We start from the raw sequence: 16,604 nt of genomic DNA, 5'->3' as shown, positions 1-16,604 counted from the left end.
GGAATTTATGGCAGATGAATGATTCTATATTAAGTCTAATAAAAAAGGCGGAGAGAAAACATGATCTTGATAAAGATGAGTTAGTTATGATACTTGAAGATGAATATTGCAATGATGAATTATTTAAAGCTGCAGACAGAGTAAGAAAGAAATATGTTGGAGATGAAGTTCACCTAAGGGGAATTATAGAATTTTCTAATATATGCAAGAGAAACTGTCTGTATTGTGGTCTGAGATCATCGAATAAAAATATAAAAAGGTACAGGCTAACACCAGAAAGAATCATAAAGTTTGCATCTAAGGCAGTTGAATATGGATATAAGACTATAGTTATGCAGTCAGGAGAAGATGAATATTATACTATAGATAAACTAAGATATATAATATCAAATATAAAAAAGATGGATGTGGCTGTCACTTTGAGCATTGGAGAAAAGACATATGAAGAATATAAAGCATACAGAGATGCCGGAGCAGATAGATATTTAATGCGAATTGAAACAACTGATAAGGGATTGTATGAAAACATGGATCCTGGTATGAGTCATGAAAATAGAAAAGAGTGTCTTAAAAATTTAAAAAAACTCGGATATGAACTTGGGACAGGATGTCTTGTTGGGTTGCCGGATCAAACGGTTGAGTCCCTGGCAGATGATATTTTATTCTTTAAAGACATAGGATCGGATATGATTGGACTTGGACCATTTATACCAAATAAAGATACCCCATTAAAAGATTGCAAGGTTGAGGGAAACTTTATAATGAGTTTGAAGGTTATGGCCCTTACAAGACTTTTAATACCAGATGCTAATATCCCGGCAACTACTGCCATGGAGGCACTAAATCCAAATGGAAGAATAATCGGGCTTCAAAGTGGTGCAAATGTAGTCATGCCAAATGTAACAGAAGGTGAATATAGAAAATTATATGCGCTTTATCCTGGAAAAATATGTACTGGTGATACACCCTCACACTGCAAGGGATGTATTACATATAAAATACAGTCGATAGGTAGAAGTATAGGAACAGGAAAAGGTTTCAGAGTAAAAAGAAGGGTTATTAATTAAATTAAGTATTGCCTGTATTTTGCAAGTATGGTATACTAAAACTAATAATTGATTATTATATTGTTGGTATGGAAAGATTTAATGTATGAGTAACATTTCTTCTTTTTAGGAGCGTAATGTGAGTCAATTTTTAAATCTTAAATTTATTGAAAAGGAGGAATGTTAAAATGGCAGATAGAACTTTAGTTTGTAAAGATTGTGGGAAAGAATTTGTATTCACAGAAGGTGAACAGGAATTCTACAAAGAAAAAGGTTTTGAAAATGAACCTAAAAGATGTCCTGAATGTAGAAAAGCAAGAAAACAACAGAACAGAGGATTTAGAAAATAGTATAATTTTTGTAAATTATAAACCTGTAAGGTCTACCTTATAGGTTTTTTTATGTGCGTTCAGCATGGGCGCAATCTCATCTTTAAATGTAGTATCACTAAGATTTAAAACACATCAAAAGTAATATTTTAATAAATATCCCATATAGTATTAATGTGTAAATATAAAGAGCATGCCATTCATAAATAAGTATGAATAGATATGCTTAATATTGTTTATGGCTAATCTTGAGTCATATATTTTTTTGATGCAATAGGGGGGTATTTTATATGGATGCTAAGGAAATTGAAAAATTGAAGCAGAAGGTATGTAAAGCTATTGATGACAATTCCGAAAAGATAATAAGCTTTTCAAAATCTGTGGAAAAAGAACCGGAATTAGGATTTAAAGAAAAGAAGACGTCTGAAAAGATGAAAAATATTTTTGATGACATAGGCTTGAAATACAGAGATGGATTAGCTGTTACTGGAGTAAAGGCAAAATTGAAGGATGGACATAATGGTATAAATATAGCTATCCTTGGGGAGATGGATGCTGTCATATGCAGGGGAAATAAGAATACAGATCCTGAAACAGGGGCAGCTCATACCTGTGGACATCACCTTCAACTCGGAGCTTTAATTGGTTCAGCTATAGGTCTGAAATTGTCTGGAATTTCTGACAGATTAAATGGAAATGTGACCTTTATGGCAGTACCTTCGGAAGAATGTATTGAATTTGATTACAGACAGAAACTTATACAGCAGGGAAAAATTCATTTCTTTGGGGGCAAACAGGAACTCATATATCAAGGCGAATTTGATGATGTGGATATAGCTGTGATGATGCATTCCCTGAAGAATTGTCCGGATCCTGCGATATTAATTGGAAAATCCAGTAATGGATTCCTGGCAAAGACTATACAGTACATAGGAAAAGCAGCTCATGCAGCTGAAGCACCGGAGCAGGGTGTAAATGCATTAAATGCTGCAATGATTGGACTTATAGGTGTAAATGCCTTGAGAGAAACCTTTAAAGATGAAGATTATGTAAGATTTCATTCTATTATTACAAAAGGTGGAGATGTAGTAAACAGCATTCCTGATGATGTCAGAATTGAAAGTTACGTTCGTGCAAGGACCATAGATGCTATGGTAAATACAAGTGAAAAAGTTGATAGGGCCCTTAAGGCTGGAGGAGATGCAGTAGGTGCTAAAACTATTATAAGAACAATACCGGGATATCTTCCGCTTGAATGTTCACAGGAATTAAATGATATATATAGACATAATTGCAGTAAAATTTTACCTAAAGGCAGTATACTCGATGGAGGACATTTTTTTGCTTCTACTGATATGGGAGATGTATCCCAGATACTTCCGAGTATACACCCTTACGTAGGTGGAATCAGTGGTAGTCTTCATGAAAAAGACTTCAATGTTGAGGATTACTATTCAGCCTGTGTGCTTCCCGCTAAATTATTTGCAATGCTTGTAATAGATCTACTGACTGATAATGCAGAAAAAGCCAGATATGTAATTGAAAAATTTAGACCTCAATTGTCTAAAAAGGAATATTTAAAAATTCTGAGTGGATTTAATAAAGTAATAGGAGGAGAAAGATGCTGAAAAAATATCTTAAAATTTTTTTACTGGCTTTTCTACTAGTCGTAATATGTGAATTCATAGGAGAGAAAAAAATTAAGCTTGGACCTGGATATCTTATATTTTTACCAATGTTATTTGCCTTAATAATGGGTGTTATTATAAGCCTTCCGAAATTAAAGCTGATCTCTAACAAAGAGATGAGCCTATCTAACGAAATTATGGGAATTGCGGTAATACTTTTTGTAGCTAAAATAGGTACTACCATGGGGCCTTCTATAGTTGCTCTCATTGAATCAGGCTGGGCGCTTTGTTTCCAGGAACTTGGACATTTTTTCGGAACTGTTATTCTGGGACTTCCAATAGCTATTTTGCTTGGACTTGGGCGTGAAGCTGTAGGAGCTACTTTCTCAATCGATCGTGAGCCCAATATAGCTATAATTTCGGAAAAATATGGTATGGATTCTCCGGAAGGACATGGAGTTATGGGAATATATATTTGTGGAACATTGTTTGGTGCGGCTTATATCGGACTTCTTGCAGGATATATGGGATCTCTTAAGATATTTAATCCTCTGGCTCTTGCCATGGGATCGGGAGTTGGATCTGGAAGTATGATGGCAGCGGCTTCAGGTGCTATTGCGGCGGTATTTCCATCAGAAGCTAAAGAGATAGCAAGTTTTTCAGCAGCTTCCAATTTACTTACTACTATAATAGGAATATATTTTACATTATTTATTTCCCTGCCAGTTGCAAATAAATTCTATGACTGGCTGCAGCCTAGGATTGGAAAAAATAGAAAAAGGGAAGGGGAAAGTTAAAATGAAGAAATTGACTCGGGAAGCTGCTATTTTATTTGGAGTTGGAATAATTGCACTCATTGGGAACAGTATAAATGATAAAGTACCTTTAAAGGTTGGATTTATTGGAATGTTAATATTGGTTTGTATTACTTTAGCTGGGATTATAATAAAGAAGATCATTCCAATTAACCTTCCAATAGTATTTTGGGTATCCATAGTGGCTGTTTTAGTAACATGTCCTCTTAATCCTTATGGTGCCTATTTGGACAAACAGTATTTGGACAAAATAAATATGCTGGCGCTTACAACACCAGTTTTGGCTTTTGCCGGCCTTTCTCTTGGCAAGGATTTGAAACTTTTCAAGGAACTAAGCTGGAAAATAGTGATCGTAGCTCTTACAGTTTATACAGGAACTTTTATATTTGCAACTTTAATTGCACAGGTTGTCTTAAAAATTACAGGTAAAATATAAAATCGAATTTCGAGGTTATTTCTATGAATTAATCTTGAGAACATCTCTTGAGGTAATGCATTGAACATTATTGCATGCTAATAATATATTTATAAAAAAATAACTTGCAACGCATTAATATTTATGATACACTAAGAACAATTTAATAAAAAGTATAAAGAAACTTACCTTAGGGTAGAGGTGCTGCAATTATAAGTATTTATTTTAGTTGGCGGATGATGATAAATAAAAAAAGGAATTGCGGCCGAAGAAAGTAATTTGGCAAAATTATCTTCTGGCTTTATATAGAATATATATAAAGCTGTCACTAAAAACATTTTTGTTTGTAGTCATTATATGTTTTTGCTAGTGGAGAGCTACAAAGGTACACTTGTATGGTTGCAGAGAATACTTATATGCAGCAAAGGTGTCCCTTTGCTGTATTTATTTTTATATTTAACTAAATTATTTAAAGGTATGTTTCTTTGTAAGAAACTGATTAAGGGAGTGTAAATACTATGGCTGTTGTTGTTCAAAAATATGGAGGAAGTTCTGTTAAGAATGTTGAAAAAATTAAGAATGTTGCGGAAACTGTAATAAAGAAAAAGGAGGCTGGAAATGATGTGGTTGTAGTAGTATCGGCAATGGGAGATACTACAGATAATTTGATATCGCTTGCCGGTAATATTACTCAAAATTCAGATAAAAGGGAATTGGATGCACTTCTATCCACAGGAGAAATGGTTTCGGCGAGTCTTCTTGCTATGGCAATCAAGGATAAGGGATATGATGCTGTAAGTTATACAGCATATCAGATAGGGATAGAAACATTTGGTGAGTATGGTAAAGCTCTTATCAAGGATATAGATGGAAAGAATATAAAAAGCAGCTTAAAAGAAGGAAAAATAGTAATTATAGCGGGTTTTCAGGGTATAAATAAAGAAGGAAACATAACAACTCTTGGAAGAGGAGGATCAGACACTACGGCTGTTGCCATAGCTGTAAAACTGAATGGTATATGTGAAATATATACTGATGTTGACGGGATATATAGTGTTGATCCTAGAAAATATAAAAATGCTAAAAAGCTTGGAGAAATAGATTATGAAGAAATGCTTGAACTTTCTAGTCTGGGAGCACAGGTAATGCATTCTAGATCTATAGAACTCGGACAGAAGTATAATATACCAATTTATGTTGGTTTAAGTAATAGTAATGTAAAAGGAACTATAATTAGGGGGTTGAATAAAGTGAATATGGAGAGTAAACCTATAACAGGACTTGCTACAAGTGATGAGGATGTTGCTATAACAATAAAGGAGATAAAAAATGATATAAATTTAATATCAGATTTATTTGAGAGGGTTGCAGGAAAGAGGATAAATATAGACATGATAAGTCAAACTGCACCAATAGATGGTAAAGTTAATCTATCATTTACTATACCAAAAACCGATTTGAAGGAGGGACTTGATATTATAAATCAATTTTGTAGTGACAAGTCTAATATAGCTATAGATGAAGATGTAACTAAATTTTCTGTAGTTGGTATAGGAATGAAAACTACATCCGGAGTTGCAGCTAAAATGCTTAAGCTTTTAAGTCAGAATAATATAGAAGTTAAAATGATAACTACATCGGAGATAAGAATTACATGCGCTATAAAACAGGGAGATAAGATTAAAGCAATAAATATTGTAGCTAAGGAATTCAATCTGTAATATTAGGAGGAGAGTGTAATGAAGTTAGTTGGCACTATGGAGGTAAATGACAATACATTACTCATTGGAGGGGTAAGCACCCGGGAGCTTGCAAAGGAATTTAAAACTCCACTTTATGTAATTGACGAGGCTCTTGTAAGAAGCCAATGCAAAAAATATTATAATTCTTTTAAAGTAGATGAACGTGGAAATAAAGTAGCATATGCCGGGAAGGCGTTTTTGACTACGGCTATGTGTCAGATAATAAATGAAGAAGGATTAAATTTGGATGTTGTTTCTGGAGGAGAATTATATACTGCACTTAAAAGCGGATTTCCTCCAAAAAAAATATATTTTCATGGAAATAATAAGACTATAGAAGAAGTAGAAATGGGAGTAAATTCCAGAGTGGGAAGATTTGTAGTTGATAATTTTTATGAACTTGAAAATATAAATTCTATTGCAGCAGAAAATAATGTAATTCAAAGTATACTTTTAAGAATAACTCCAGGAATAGAGGCTCATACTCATGATTATATAAAGACAGGACAGATTGATTCAAAATTTGGTTTTACTCTTCCAAACGGAGATGCAATTAAGGCAGTTAAAAAAGCCTTGAAACTTCCTAATATAAAGATAGAAGGACTTCATTGCCATATTGGATCACAAATATTTGAAATTGAACCGTATGAAAAAGAAGTTGAAATTATGCTTTCATTTATTAGAAAGATTAAAGATGAGTTAAACTATGACATAAATGAACTTGATCTTGGAGGAGGATTTGGAATCTATTATACTAAAGAAGATAAACCTAAAAAGATAGAAGAGTTTTGCAAAAGTATACTCGTTAAGGCGATAAGTATTTCAAAAAAATTGGACATAAAACTGCCTACTCTCGTTATAGAACCTGGGAGATCAATTATAGGGAATGCAGGTACTACCTTATATACAGTTGGTTCAATAAAAGAAATAGAAAATGTTAGAAAGTATGTATCTGTTGATGGAGGAATGACCGATAATATAAGGCCATCATTATATAATGCAGAATATGAATGTGTAATCGCAAATAATGTTGACAGTGAGTATAAAGAGAAAATAGCTGTTGCTGGAAAGTGCTGTGAATCTGGAGATATATTACTTAATGATATTTTAATTTCAAAGCCTGAAAGTGGTGATATACTTGCTGTATTTACAACGGGAGCATATGGTTATTCTATGAGTAATAACTATAATAAAATACCTAAGCCTGCAGTGGTTATGGTTAAGGGTGGAAAAAGTAAACTTATTTGCAGGCGACAGAGCTTTGAACAATTGATAGAAAATGAAATTCTTTTGTAGTATAAAAAATACTGTGGATTAAAAAATATCCACAGTATTTTTTTATAATATTAACGGATTTTATGGAGATAATAAATAAATCGGAAATTCTTTTTTGTGTGAAAGGATGGTTTTTGTGATTTATTATATTTTAGCCACATGTGTAATTTTATTGTTTCTATATTTGATATCAAGGAGGTCTGAATATAATAACAGTGGAAGCGATATAATTGAAGATATGCCTAGCATGAATGCAAGTAAGGAAGAGTTAAAAAAGCATGCGATTGAGATATCTGCTCACCTTGATATTGCGATAAAGAACAGTTGTAAACATAAATTAATAAAGAATCTAGACGAAAGTTACAAAAAAATACTTAATGGTAATGATTATATAGATGAAAAATTTAGAAATAAGAAGGATGTACTTCAGTGTGGTGAATGGATTTTGGATAATTTATATTTAATACAGAGAGAGTATGCAAATATAAAAAAGAATATGCCGAGGGAATGTTATAAGGATATTCCTGTTATAAGTAAAGGAATTATGAAAGGATATCCAAGAATTTATTACATAGCGGTCGAAATGATCTCATATACTGATGGGAAGATAGATGAAGATGTTATAAAAACATTTATAAAGGCATACCAAAAAAATAGTGTTTTGACAAGTGGAGAACTTTGGGCTCTTCCAACTATGATTAAAATAGCCCTTATTCAAAATATAAGTAAGATAACTCAGAGAATTGTGTTTGCACAAACTGAAAGGGAAAAAGCTGAAAGAATAGCAGAAGATATAATTAAAGCGGTTAATAGCAATAATGAAAAAGAGGAATTACAAAAAATATCATCTTTAAATATTAAATTAACCCCTCATCTTGTTGAGAGAATTTTAAAGACAATGAGAGATAATGAGGTTGAGAGTCAGTTTGTATATAAGTGGATAGATGAAAAGCTAGATGCACTTGAAACTGACACAAATAGAATTGTCCTGGTGGAACATCAAAAACAACTTAGTTATCAATTATCTATAGGAAATTCAATAACAAGTATGAGAGAGATTGGATCATTGAATTGGAAATATAGTTTTGAAGAATTAAGTTATGTAGAAAATATTTTAAGAGGGGATCCGTCACATATATATCAAAATATGGATTTTAAGTCCAGGGATTATTATAGGCATGTTATAGAGAAAATATCCAGGTATGTTAACTTTCCAGAGTCTTTTATTGCTAAAAAAGCTATTGAGTGTGCGAAAGAATACTCGGACAAAGTTGAAATTAATGAATATCAAAAACATGTTGGATATTTTATAGTAGATGATGGAATAAATCTTTTAAGTAAAAAAATAGGACTTAATAAAAATAAATTGAAATTTATAAGTACTAACTTTATAGATGTAAGTCATGTAACTTATGTAGTATTCATGATTTTAAGTACATTATTTGTTTCTTCTGCAATAGTAACTTTAATATATAATTATGATTTTAAACCTGTATTGTGGAAATATATATTAGCTTTCATAGCAGTGTTAATTCCAGTTAGTGAAATGATAATATCTATATTTAACTGGAGTGTAAGCAAATTGGTAGAACCGAGATTCGTACCTAAAATGAATTTTGAAGAAGGTATACCTAAAGAATTTAGTACTATGGTTATAATACCAACATTATTAAATAATGAAAAAAAAGTAAGAGAACTATTCGAGCAGATGGAAGTTTATTATCTAGCCAATGGTGGAAGCAATATATATTTTGGAATCCTCGGGGATTTTAAGGACAGCAGGGAAGAACATCAAAAAAGTGATGAAGGCATAGTAAACTTGGCACTTGAGCTTGTTAAAAATTTAAACAACAAGTATTCACATGACAATAGAGATATATTTTACTTTTTTAACCGATATAGACAATATAATAAAAAGGAAGGAATATGGCTTGGCTGGGAAAGAAAACGTGGCAAGGTAATGGAATTTAACGAACTTGTAAAGGGAAGCAAGAATACAAGTTATGATGTTGTAAGTGGTGATATAAATAACCTGAACAAGTTAAAATATATAATAACATTGGATGCTGATACGGAACTTCCAAGAGATAGTGCAAAAAAATTAGTGGGCGCAATGGCTCATATATTAAACCGACCTTATGTTAATATGAAAACTAAAAAAGTATTAAGAGGTCATGCTCTTATGCAGCCTAGAGTAAGCATTTCAAACTTAAGTGCCAACAAGACTATATTCTCAAAAATATTTTCAGGTGAAACTGGTATGGACTTATATACAAATGCTATATCGGATGTATACGAAGATTTATTTTCAGAGGGTATTTTTACAGGAAAGGGAATCTATGATATAGATGTATTTTCTAGTATTCTAAAAGATGAAATACCTGAAAATACTGTATTAAGCCATGATTTGCTTGAAGGGTCATATGTTAGAGCCGCTTTGCTTACAGATGTTGAACTTATAGATGGATATCCTGCATATTATATTTCAAGCTGTAAAAGGATGCACAGGTGGGTTAGGGGAGACTGGCAGCTAATCCCATGGCTTTTCAAGAAAGGTTCATTGAATTTGCTATCAAGGTGGAAAATATTTGATAATTTAAGAAGAAGCCTTATAGCACCATCAATAATAATACTTGTTGTATTGAGTTTATTTATTTTTAAAAATCCTGATAAGTGGCTTGTTATAGCATTTATTTCAGTATTATGTCCTATATTATTTGATGTTTCTGAAAGTGTTGTATCACCTAATACAGGAATAGCACTTACTGGTAAAATAAACAGCTCAAAAAATGCTGTTGAGCAGGTATTTTTGATATTTTGTTTTTTACCTTATCAAGCTTATCTAATGCTTGATGCAGTATTTAGAACATTATATAGGCTTTTGATAAGTAGAAAGAATTTGCTTGAATGGCAGACTTCTGCTGATGCAGAGGCAAGTACAGGAAAAGACTTATCAGATTATATAAGAAATATGATAGCTGCAAGTTTAATAGGTTTGATAATTGCTGCAGCAGCATTTAAAGATTCAATTGATACAGGAATTTTGCTTATGCCTTCAGTAATTTTATGGCTCTTGAGTCCATGGATAGCTTATAAAATAAGCAAGGATCAAGTTAAAAAATCGAGTGAACTCACGGATTATGAAGTTAAAGTTCTTAGAAGATTAAGTAGAAAAACATGGGCATATTTTGAGGATTTTGTAAATTGCGAAAATAATTGGCTTGCACCAGATAATTATCAAGAGGTACCAAATAATGGTGTGGCACACAGAACCTCTCCAACTAATATTGGAATGGGATTGACTTCTAATGTTGTAGCTTATGATATGGGTTATATTGGAATAGTGGAATTAAAAGAAAGGCTTAACAAGATAATAAAAAGTATGGAGGGTCTGGAAAGATTTGATGGCCACTTTCTAAATTGGTATGATACTAAAACGAAGAATCCTTTGTATCCCAGATATGTATCTACAGTTGACAGCGGAAATTTAATTGGATATGTATGGCTTGTGTATCAAGCATTAAGTGATTATCTAAATATGCCTATAATAAGCGATAATTTAGTCTCCGGGTTAATAGACACTCTTGTATTGGCTGATTATGAGATAGAAAAAAAATTAGATTTAAAAGATTTCTATTTAAATAGTATAGATAAGCTTAAAAATTCTGAATTCGACTTGAATTTATGGAAATGTGAGCTTCTTGATATTTGGAGTAAATGTTTGTATATTCAAAAAAATTTACAGGGTGAGAAACTGTATTGGAATAATAAAGTAAAAATTGCCATAAGTAAACATATAAATCAAATACAAATTATATTTCCTTGGATGGATATTTTTTCAAATAAGTGTGATGAATTTTACGATTTTAAAGTTCAAATTAATAAAATCATATTAAAAGAGCCAATAAATAAATTATGTGACAAGATAGATGATTTGAAGCTAAAATATCAAATAGAGTCACCAGACTTTAACATACAAAAAAGAAATGCTGGAATATTTAAGGAATTGATAGAAAACAGTAAAAATGAAATAAAAAATTTAGTATACAGTATAAAGAATATTCAATCAAAGCTTTTGAATATCTCAAAAGAAACTGACTTTGGATTGTTATATGATGAAAAAAAACAATTGTTTAGTATAGGGTATAATTGTGAAATTGGAAGTATAGATAAATCTTATTATGATCTTATGGCATCTGAGGCAAGGCAGGCAAGTTTTGTTTCAATAGCAAAAGGAGATGTCAATCAGGCACATTGGTTTAGGCTTAATAGATCACTCACTACGGTTGGAAAGAGTAAAGCTTTAGTATCATGGAGTGGTACTATGTTTGAATATTTTATGCCGCTGCTTATTATGAAAAATTATCCTGATACACTTATGGATGAAACCTATAAATCTGTGATAGAGGGTCAGAAGAGATACTGCTATAGAAAAAACATACCATGGGGTATTTCTGAAGCCGCATTTTATGATTTTGATGTAGATTTGAATTATCAATATAAAGCCTTCGGTGTTCCAGGCATGGGTTTGAAGAGAGGACTTATGGATGATATTGTAATTTCACCATATTCCTCTGCAATGGCACTTCAACTCGATTTAAAGGATTCTTTTAGTAACATTGAAAAACTTAGAAAGGCAGGTATGGAGGGAAGGTATGGTTTTTATGAATCAGTAGATTATACAAAGAGTAGAATTCCAAAGGATAAAAATAAAGCTATTGTGAAATGTTTCATGGTTCATCATCAGGGAATGAGTTTGATGGCATTTGACAATGTTTTGAATGATAATATACTTCAGATTAGATTTCATGAGCTCCCAAGGGTAAAGGCCACAGAATTATTGTTACAAGAAAAAGTTCCGAAAACAATTATATATAATAAAAAAGAGAAAGCGGATGATTCTTCTGAAGTTAGAATTGAAAATCAAAATATAGTTAGAAATTTTGATACAGCATTAACTGAAATACCTGAAACTCATATTATGTCTAATGGAGATTTTTCTGTCATGGTTACAAATAGAGGAAGTGGATATGCAAAAAAAGATGACATAATGATATATAGGTGGAGAGAGGATGTTACAAATGATAATAAGGGGATGTTCATATATATAAAGAATATAAATTCCAATGAATATTGGTCTTCAACCTATGAACCATGTAAATATGAGGGTGAAAATTATAAGGTAAGATTTTCACTCGACAAGGCTGAATTTGAAAGAAAGGATGGGAATATAGTAACTCATACGGATGTTATTGTATCCAGTGAAGATAATGCTGAAATTAGAAACATATCAATAACAAATCAGAGCGAACACTTAAGGGAAATTGAAATAACCAGTTATTGTGAAATAACAATGTCACCATATAATGCAGATTTAGTCCACCCTGCTTTTGGAAATTTGTTTATACAGACTGAGTATAATTCAGATTTTGGGTGCATAATTGCAAATAGAAGATTAAGAGTAAACGATGGACAGCAGCACTGGATGATGCAAACAGTTGCATTGGATGGAGAATATGTAGGGCACATACAATATGAAACTAGTAGAGCAAATTTTATAGGAAGAGGAAGAAATCTTACTAATCCGGTTTCCATGGATAGTGATTTTGAGTTAAAATTGGGAGTTGGATCTGTAATAGATCCTATAATAAGTATGAGAGTTAGAATTATGGTAGAAAAAGGTCAGACATTTAAATTGGCATTTACTACTGGAATGGCCGATTCTAGGGAACAGGTAATTGAATTGGCTAAAAAATATCATGATATAAAGAATGTAAATAGAGAATTTGAATTGGCATGGCCTAGAATTCAACTTGAACTCAATTATCTTGGAATAAAATCTGCTCAAGCTAATATATATCAAATTGTAGCTTCCAGAATATTGTTTCTAAGCGCACTTATGGCTGATAGAGAAAAGTATATAGAAAATATTAAAAAAGGGCAATCTTCACTCTGGAAATATGGTATCTCAGGAGATTTTCCAATAGTTATTGCTATAATAACTGATTACAAAGATATAAATATGCTTAAAAGAATTTTGAAAGCACACGAATATTGGAAAGTAAAGGGTCTTAAGGTGGACTTACTTATTTTGAATTTAAAAAGCAGTTCATATCTTCAGGAGCTTCAAGACTATATTGTGAGTGTTATAAACTCAAATTGTACAGGAAATAATAAAAATAAAGATGGAGGAATTTTTCTGTATAATAGATCTACAATGCAGGAAGATGATATTGAGTTTATGTTTGGTATAGCGAGAATTGTGCTTGATTGTGGTAATGAATCTGTAATTTCTCAGATGAAACTTAAAGAAATAGATGAAAAAATAGAATTAGAGCCGATTAAGTACGATTTAAAAAAATATAAATACCCGGATTCAAAATTTAAAATTCCTGAGCTTGATTGTTTTAATGGTATAGGAGGATTCGAAAGAGAAAATAATTCATATATTATATTGCTTAAAAATGGAGAAACAACACCAGCTCCATGGATAAATGTAATCTCAAACAAAGAGTTTGGTTTTCATATTTCTGAAAGTGGAGTTTCATATACATGGAATAAAAACAGCAGAGAAAATAAGCTCACGGCATGGTCGAATGATCCTGTGGTTGATGATGAAGCAGAAGCAGTTTATATAAGAGATGAAAATACTGGAAAGCTTTGGAGCATATCTTCCAAACCTATAAATGACAATGGGGAATACTTAATTGAACATGGTTTTGGGTATTCAAATTTCAGGCATAAGGCTTATGGAATTTTAGGCAGTATGACTTCATTTGTAGATATGGATGAAAGTGTAAAATTATTTAAAGTTAAGCTTAAAAATTATTCTGATGAAAAGAGAAAATTATCTGTAACATATTATGCTAAACTTGTACTTGGAGTAACTCATGAAAGCACAGCACAATATATTTATACTGGTTTTAATAATGATCAAAATTATATGTATGCTAGAAATCCGTATAGTGAACATTTTGGAAATTTAATATGTTATTCCAAGATATATAGTGGTAGTGAGCTCTCGTATACAGGTGATAGAAAAGAATTCATTGGAAGAGGTGGGAGTATAGAAAAACCTAATGGATTAATGTATAAAAACTTCTCAAATCATATTGGTGCAGGTATGGATCCTTGCATGTGCCAAAATGTAAAAATTGATTTAGGGCCAGATGAAGAAAAGGAAATATTGATAATCCTTGGTCAAAACTCTGATTTTGCTAAAATAGAAGATATTATTAATAAATATTCTTATCCTGTGCAAAGTTCAAAGGTATTAAATGACTCAATTAATTATTGGAAGAGGCTTTTAGGTAATATAAAAGTTAAAACACCCGATAAATCTATGGACATAATGCTAAATGGATGGTTATTGTATCAAGTAATAGTTTGTAGATATTGGTCAAGGACAGCATTTTATCAATCCGGAGGAGCATATGGATTTAGGGATCAACTTCAGGATGTAATGGCAGTAGAATATGCAGATTCTAAAATCACTAGAGATCACATAATATACAGTGCTTCAAGACAATATGTAGATGGAGATGTACAGCATTGGTGGCATCCAATAGTTGAGAGTGGTATAAGAACGAGATTTTCAGATGATTTGCTGTGGCTTCCATATGTAATTATAGATTATTTAAAAAATACTGGTGATTATAGTATTTTAGACGAGAACTCAAGCTATCTGGAAGATGAACCACTTAAAAATGGTGAAGATGAAAGATATAATATATCAAAAGTGTCTGATAAAGTTGGCAGCATATATGAACACTGTATAAAAGCAATAGACAGATCACTTAAATTTGGGAAACACAATATACCGCTTATGGGATCCGGAGATTGGAATGATGGTATGAATTGTGTTGGCAATAAAGGAAAAGGGGAGAGTGTATGGCTTGCATGGTTCTTATATAGTATACTTGATGGATTCATTCCGATAAGTGGTTCAAAAAAAGATGACTACCATGTAAAAAGGTACACTGAAACAAAACAATTTATAAAAGAGAATTTAGAAAAAAATGCGTGGGATGGGAGCTGGTATAGAAGGGCATATTTTGATGATGGAACTCCTCTTGGATCTGTTAAAAATGATGAATGTAAAATAGACTCAATTTCACAGTCATGGGCAGTTATATCAAAGGCAGCCAAGAAATCAAGGGCAGTAGAGGCAATGGATGCGCTTGAGAAAAATCTTGTGGATTACAATAAAGGAATAGTAAAGCTCTTAACCCCTGCATTTGACAAATCTTCACTTAATCCTGGATATATAAAAGGTTATATTCCGGGAGTGAGAGAGAATGGAGGACAGTATACACATGCAGCTGTTTGGGTAGTGCTTGCATTAATTGAAATGGGATATAATAACAAGGCATGGAGAATATTTAATATGATAAATCCGATAAATCATTCAATTTCGTATTTAGACTGCCAAACTTACAAGGTTGAACCTTATGTTATGGCTGCGGATGTATATGCAGTTGATCCTCATGTTGGAAGAGGTGGCTGGACGTGGTATACTGGGGCAGCAGGTTGGATGTATAGAACCGGAATACAGGGAATACTAGGTTTTAATTTTAAAGGCAAAGATGGTTTCACTGTAAATCCATGTGTACCGGATGAATGGAAAAGTTATAGTATAGATTACATAAGAGGGGAATGTAGATATATTATAACTGCTAAAAGAAGTCAGGAAGAGTCTATTATAGTTGATGGAAAATTAATCAAGGGTGATATAATACCATTTTTTGAAGATGGAGAGCATGTAGTTGAAGTTAATTTTAAAAATAAGGAGGGATTGTAGTTGACAGAGATAAAGCAGATATACAAATGTGAAGTATGCGGAAATGTAATTGAAGTCGTTCACCAAGGGAAAGGTACTTTAATATGTTGTGGAAGAGAAATGAAACTTATGGATGAAAACACAGTTGATGCATCACATGAAAAACATGTTCCTGTTATAGAGAAAATTCAAGACGGGGTATATGTAAAAGTAGGAGAACAAGAACATTCAATGGAAGACGGCCATTACATTGAATGGATTGAAGTTCATACACCAAACAAAATTTGTAGAAAATATTTAAGACCAAATGAAAAACCTGAGGCGATATTCAAGGTGGATTCAGAAGTGTTATGTGCAAGAGAATACTGCAATGTACACGGTTTATGGAGAAAATAAAGTATTGACAATTTTTTTATTTAGTAATACTATAATAAAAAAAGATGTCCTTTGATTGAAAGCAAGTAAACCTTAAAACAGGCTTTTAGAGAACTGCAGATGGTGTAACTGTAGTAGTTATGATTTGGTTGAATGGGTTCATGAGGTTCAGGATGAATTAGATAGTAATTTTTGACGTT

The 16,604-nt window shown here is 32.1% G+C and carries 9 protein-coding genes and 1 riboswitch; all 9 genes read left to right on the top strand.

Features of this window, described 5'->3' with window-relative positions:
- Positions 1-14: 14 nt before the first annotated feature.
- Positions 15-1,067, top strand: a complete 1,053-nt coding sequence (gene hydE / locus D4Z93_RS10060; RefSeq protein ID WP_119973208.1) for a [FeFe] hydrogenase H-cluster radical SAM maturase HydE — start codon at positions 15-17, stop codon at positions 1,065-1,067.
- A gap of 167 nt (positions 1,068-1,234) precedes the next feature.
- Positions 1,235-1,396, top strand: coding sequence for a zinc-ribbon domain-containing protein (locus D4Z93_RS10055; protein WP_119973206.1), 162 nt, complete (start codon positions 1,235-1,237; stop codon positions 1,394-1,396).
- A gap of 269 nt (positions 1,397-1,665) precedes the next feature.
- Positions 1,666-3,003 carry an amidohydrolase gene (locus D4Z93_RS10050; RefSeq protein ID WP_119973204.1) on the top strand — a complete coding sequence of 446 codons (1,338 nt, stop codon included), beginning with the start codon at positions 1,666-1,668 and terminating at the stop codon, positions 3,001-3,003.
- On the top strand, positions 2,997-3,800 hold the full coding sequence (locus D4Z93_RS10045; RefSeq protein WP_119973202.1) for a DUF3100 domain-containing protein: 804 nt from the start codon (positions 2,997-2,999) through the stop codon (positions 3,798-3,800). Before D4Z93_RS10050 ends, D4Z93_RS10045 begins: the two co-directional genes overlap by 7 nt.
- A gap of 1 nt (position 3,801) precedes the next feature.
- The gene (locus tag D4Z93_RS10040; RefSeq protein ID WP_119973200.1) at positions 3,802-4,254 is read left to right on the top strand and encodes a hypothetical protein; all 453 of its coding nucleotides are present in this window, start codon (positions 3,802-3,804) and stop codon (positions 4,252-4,254) included.
- Positions 4,255-4,421: 167 nt separating this feature from the next.
- A riboswitch (Lysine riboswitch) is annotated at positions 4,422-4,621 on the top strand.
- Between the two features lie 130 nt (positions 4,622-4,751).
- Positions 4,752-5,954, top strand: a complete 1,203-nt coding sequence (locus tag D4Z93_RS10035) for an aspartate kinase (RefSeq protein WP_119973198.1) — start codon at positions 4,752-4,754, stop codon at positions 5,952-5,954.
- 18 nt (positions 5,955-5,972) lie between these two features.
- Entirely contained in the window at positions 5,973-7,271 is a 1,299-nt protein-coding gene (lysA, locus tag D4Z93_RS10030) for a diaminopimelate decarboxylase (RefSeq protein WP_119973196.1), read from the top strand.
- Positions 7,272-7,377: 106 nt separating this feature from the next.
- Entirely contained in the window at positions 7,378-16,050 is an 8,673-nt protein-coding gene (locus D4Z93_RS10025; RefSeq protein WP_119974309.1) for a glycoside hydrolase family 94 protein, read from the top strand.
- Entirely contained in the window at positions 16,051-16,425 is a 375-nt protein-coding gene (locus D4Z93_RS10020) for a desulfoferrodoxin (RefSeq protein WP_119973194.1), read from the top strand.
- The last annotated feature ends 179 nt before the right edge of the window (positions 16,426-16,604 follow it).

The organism is Clostridium fermenticellae (assembly GCF_003600355.1).
In the GTDB taxonomy this organism is placed as follows: Bacteria; Bacillota; Clostridia; order Clostridiales; family Clostridiaceae; genus Clostridium_AV; species Clostridium_AV fermenticellae.
This window is presented reverse-complemented; position numbering and strand designations above follow the sequence as displayed.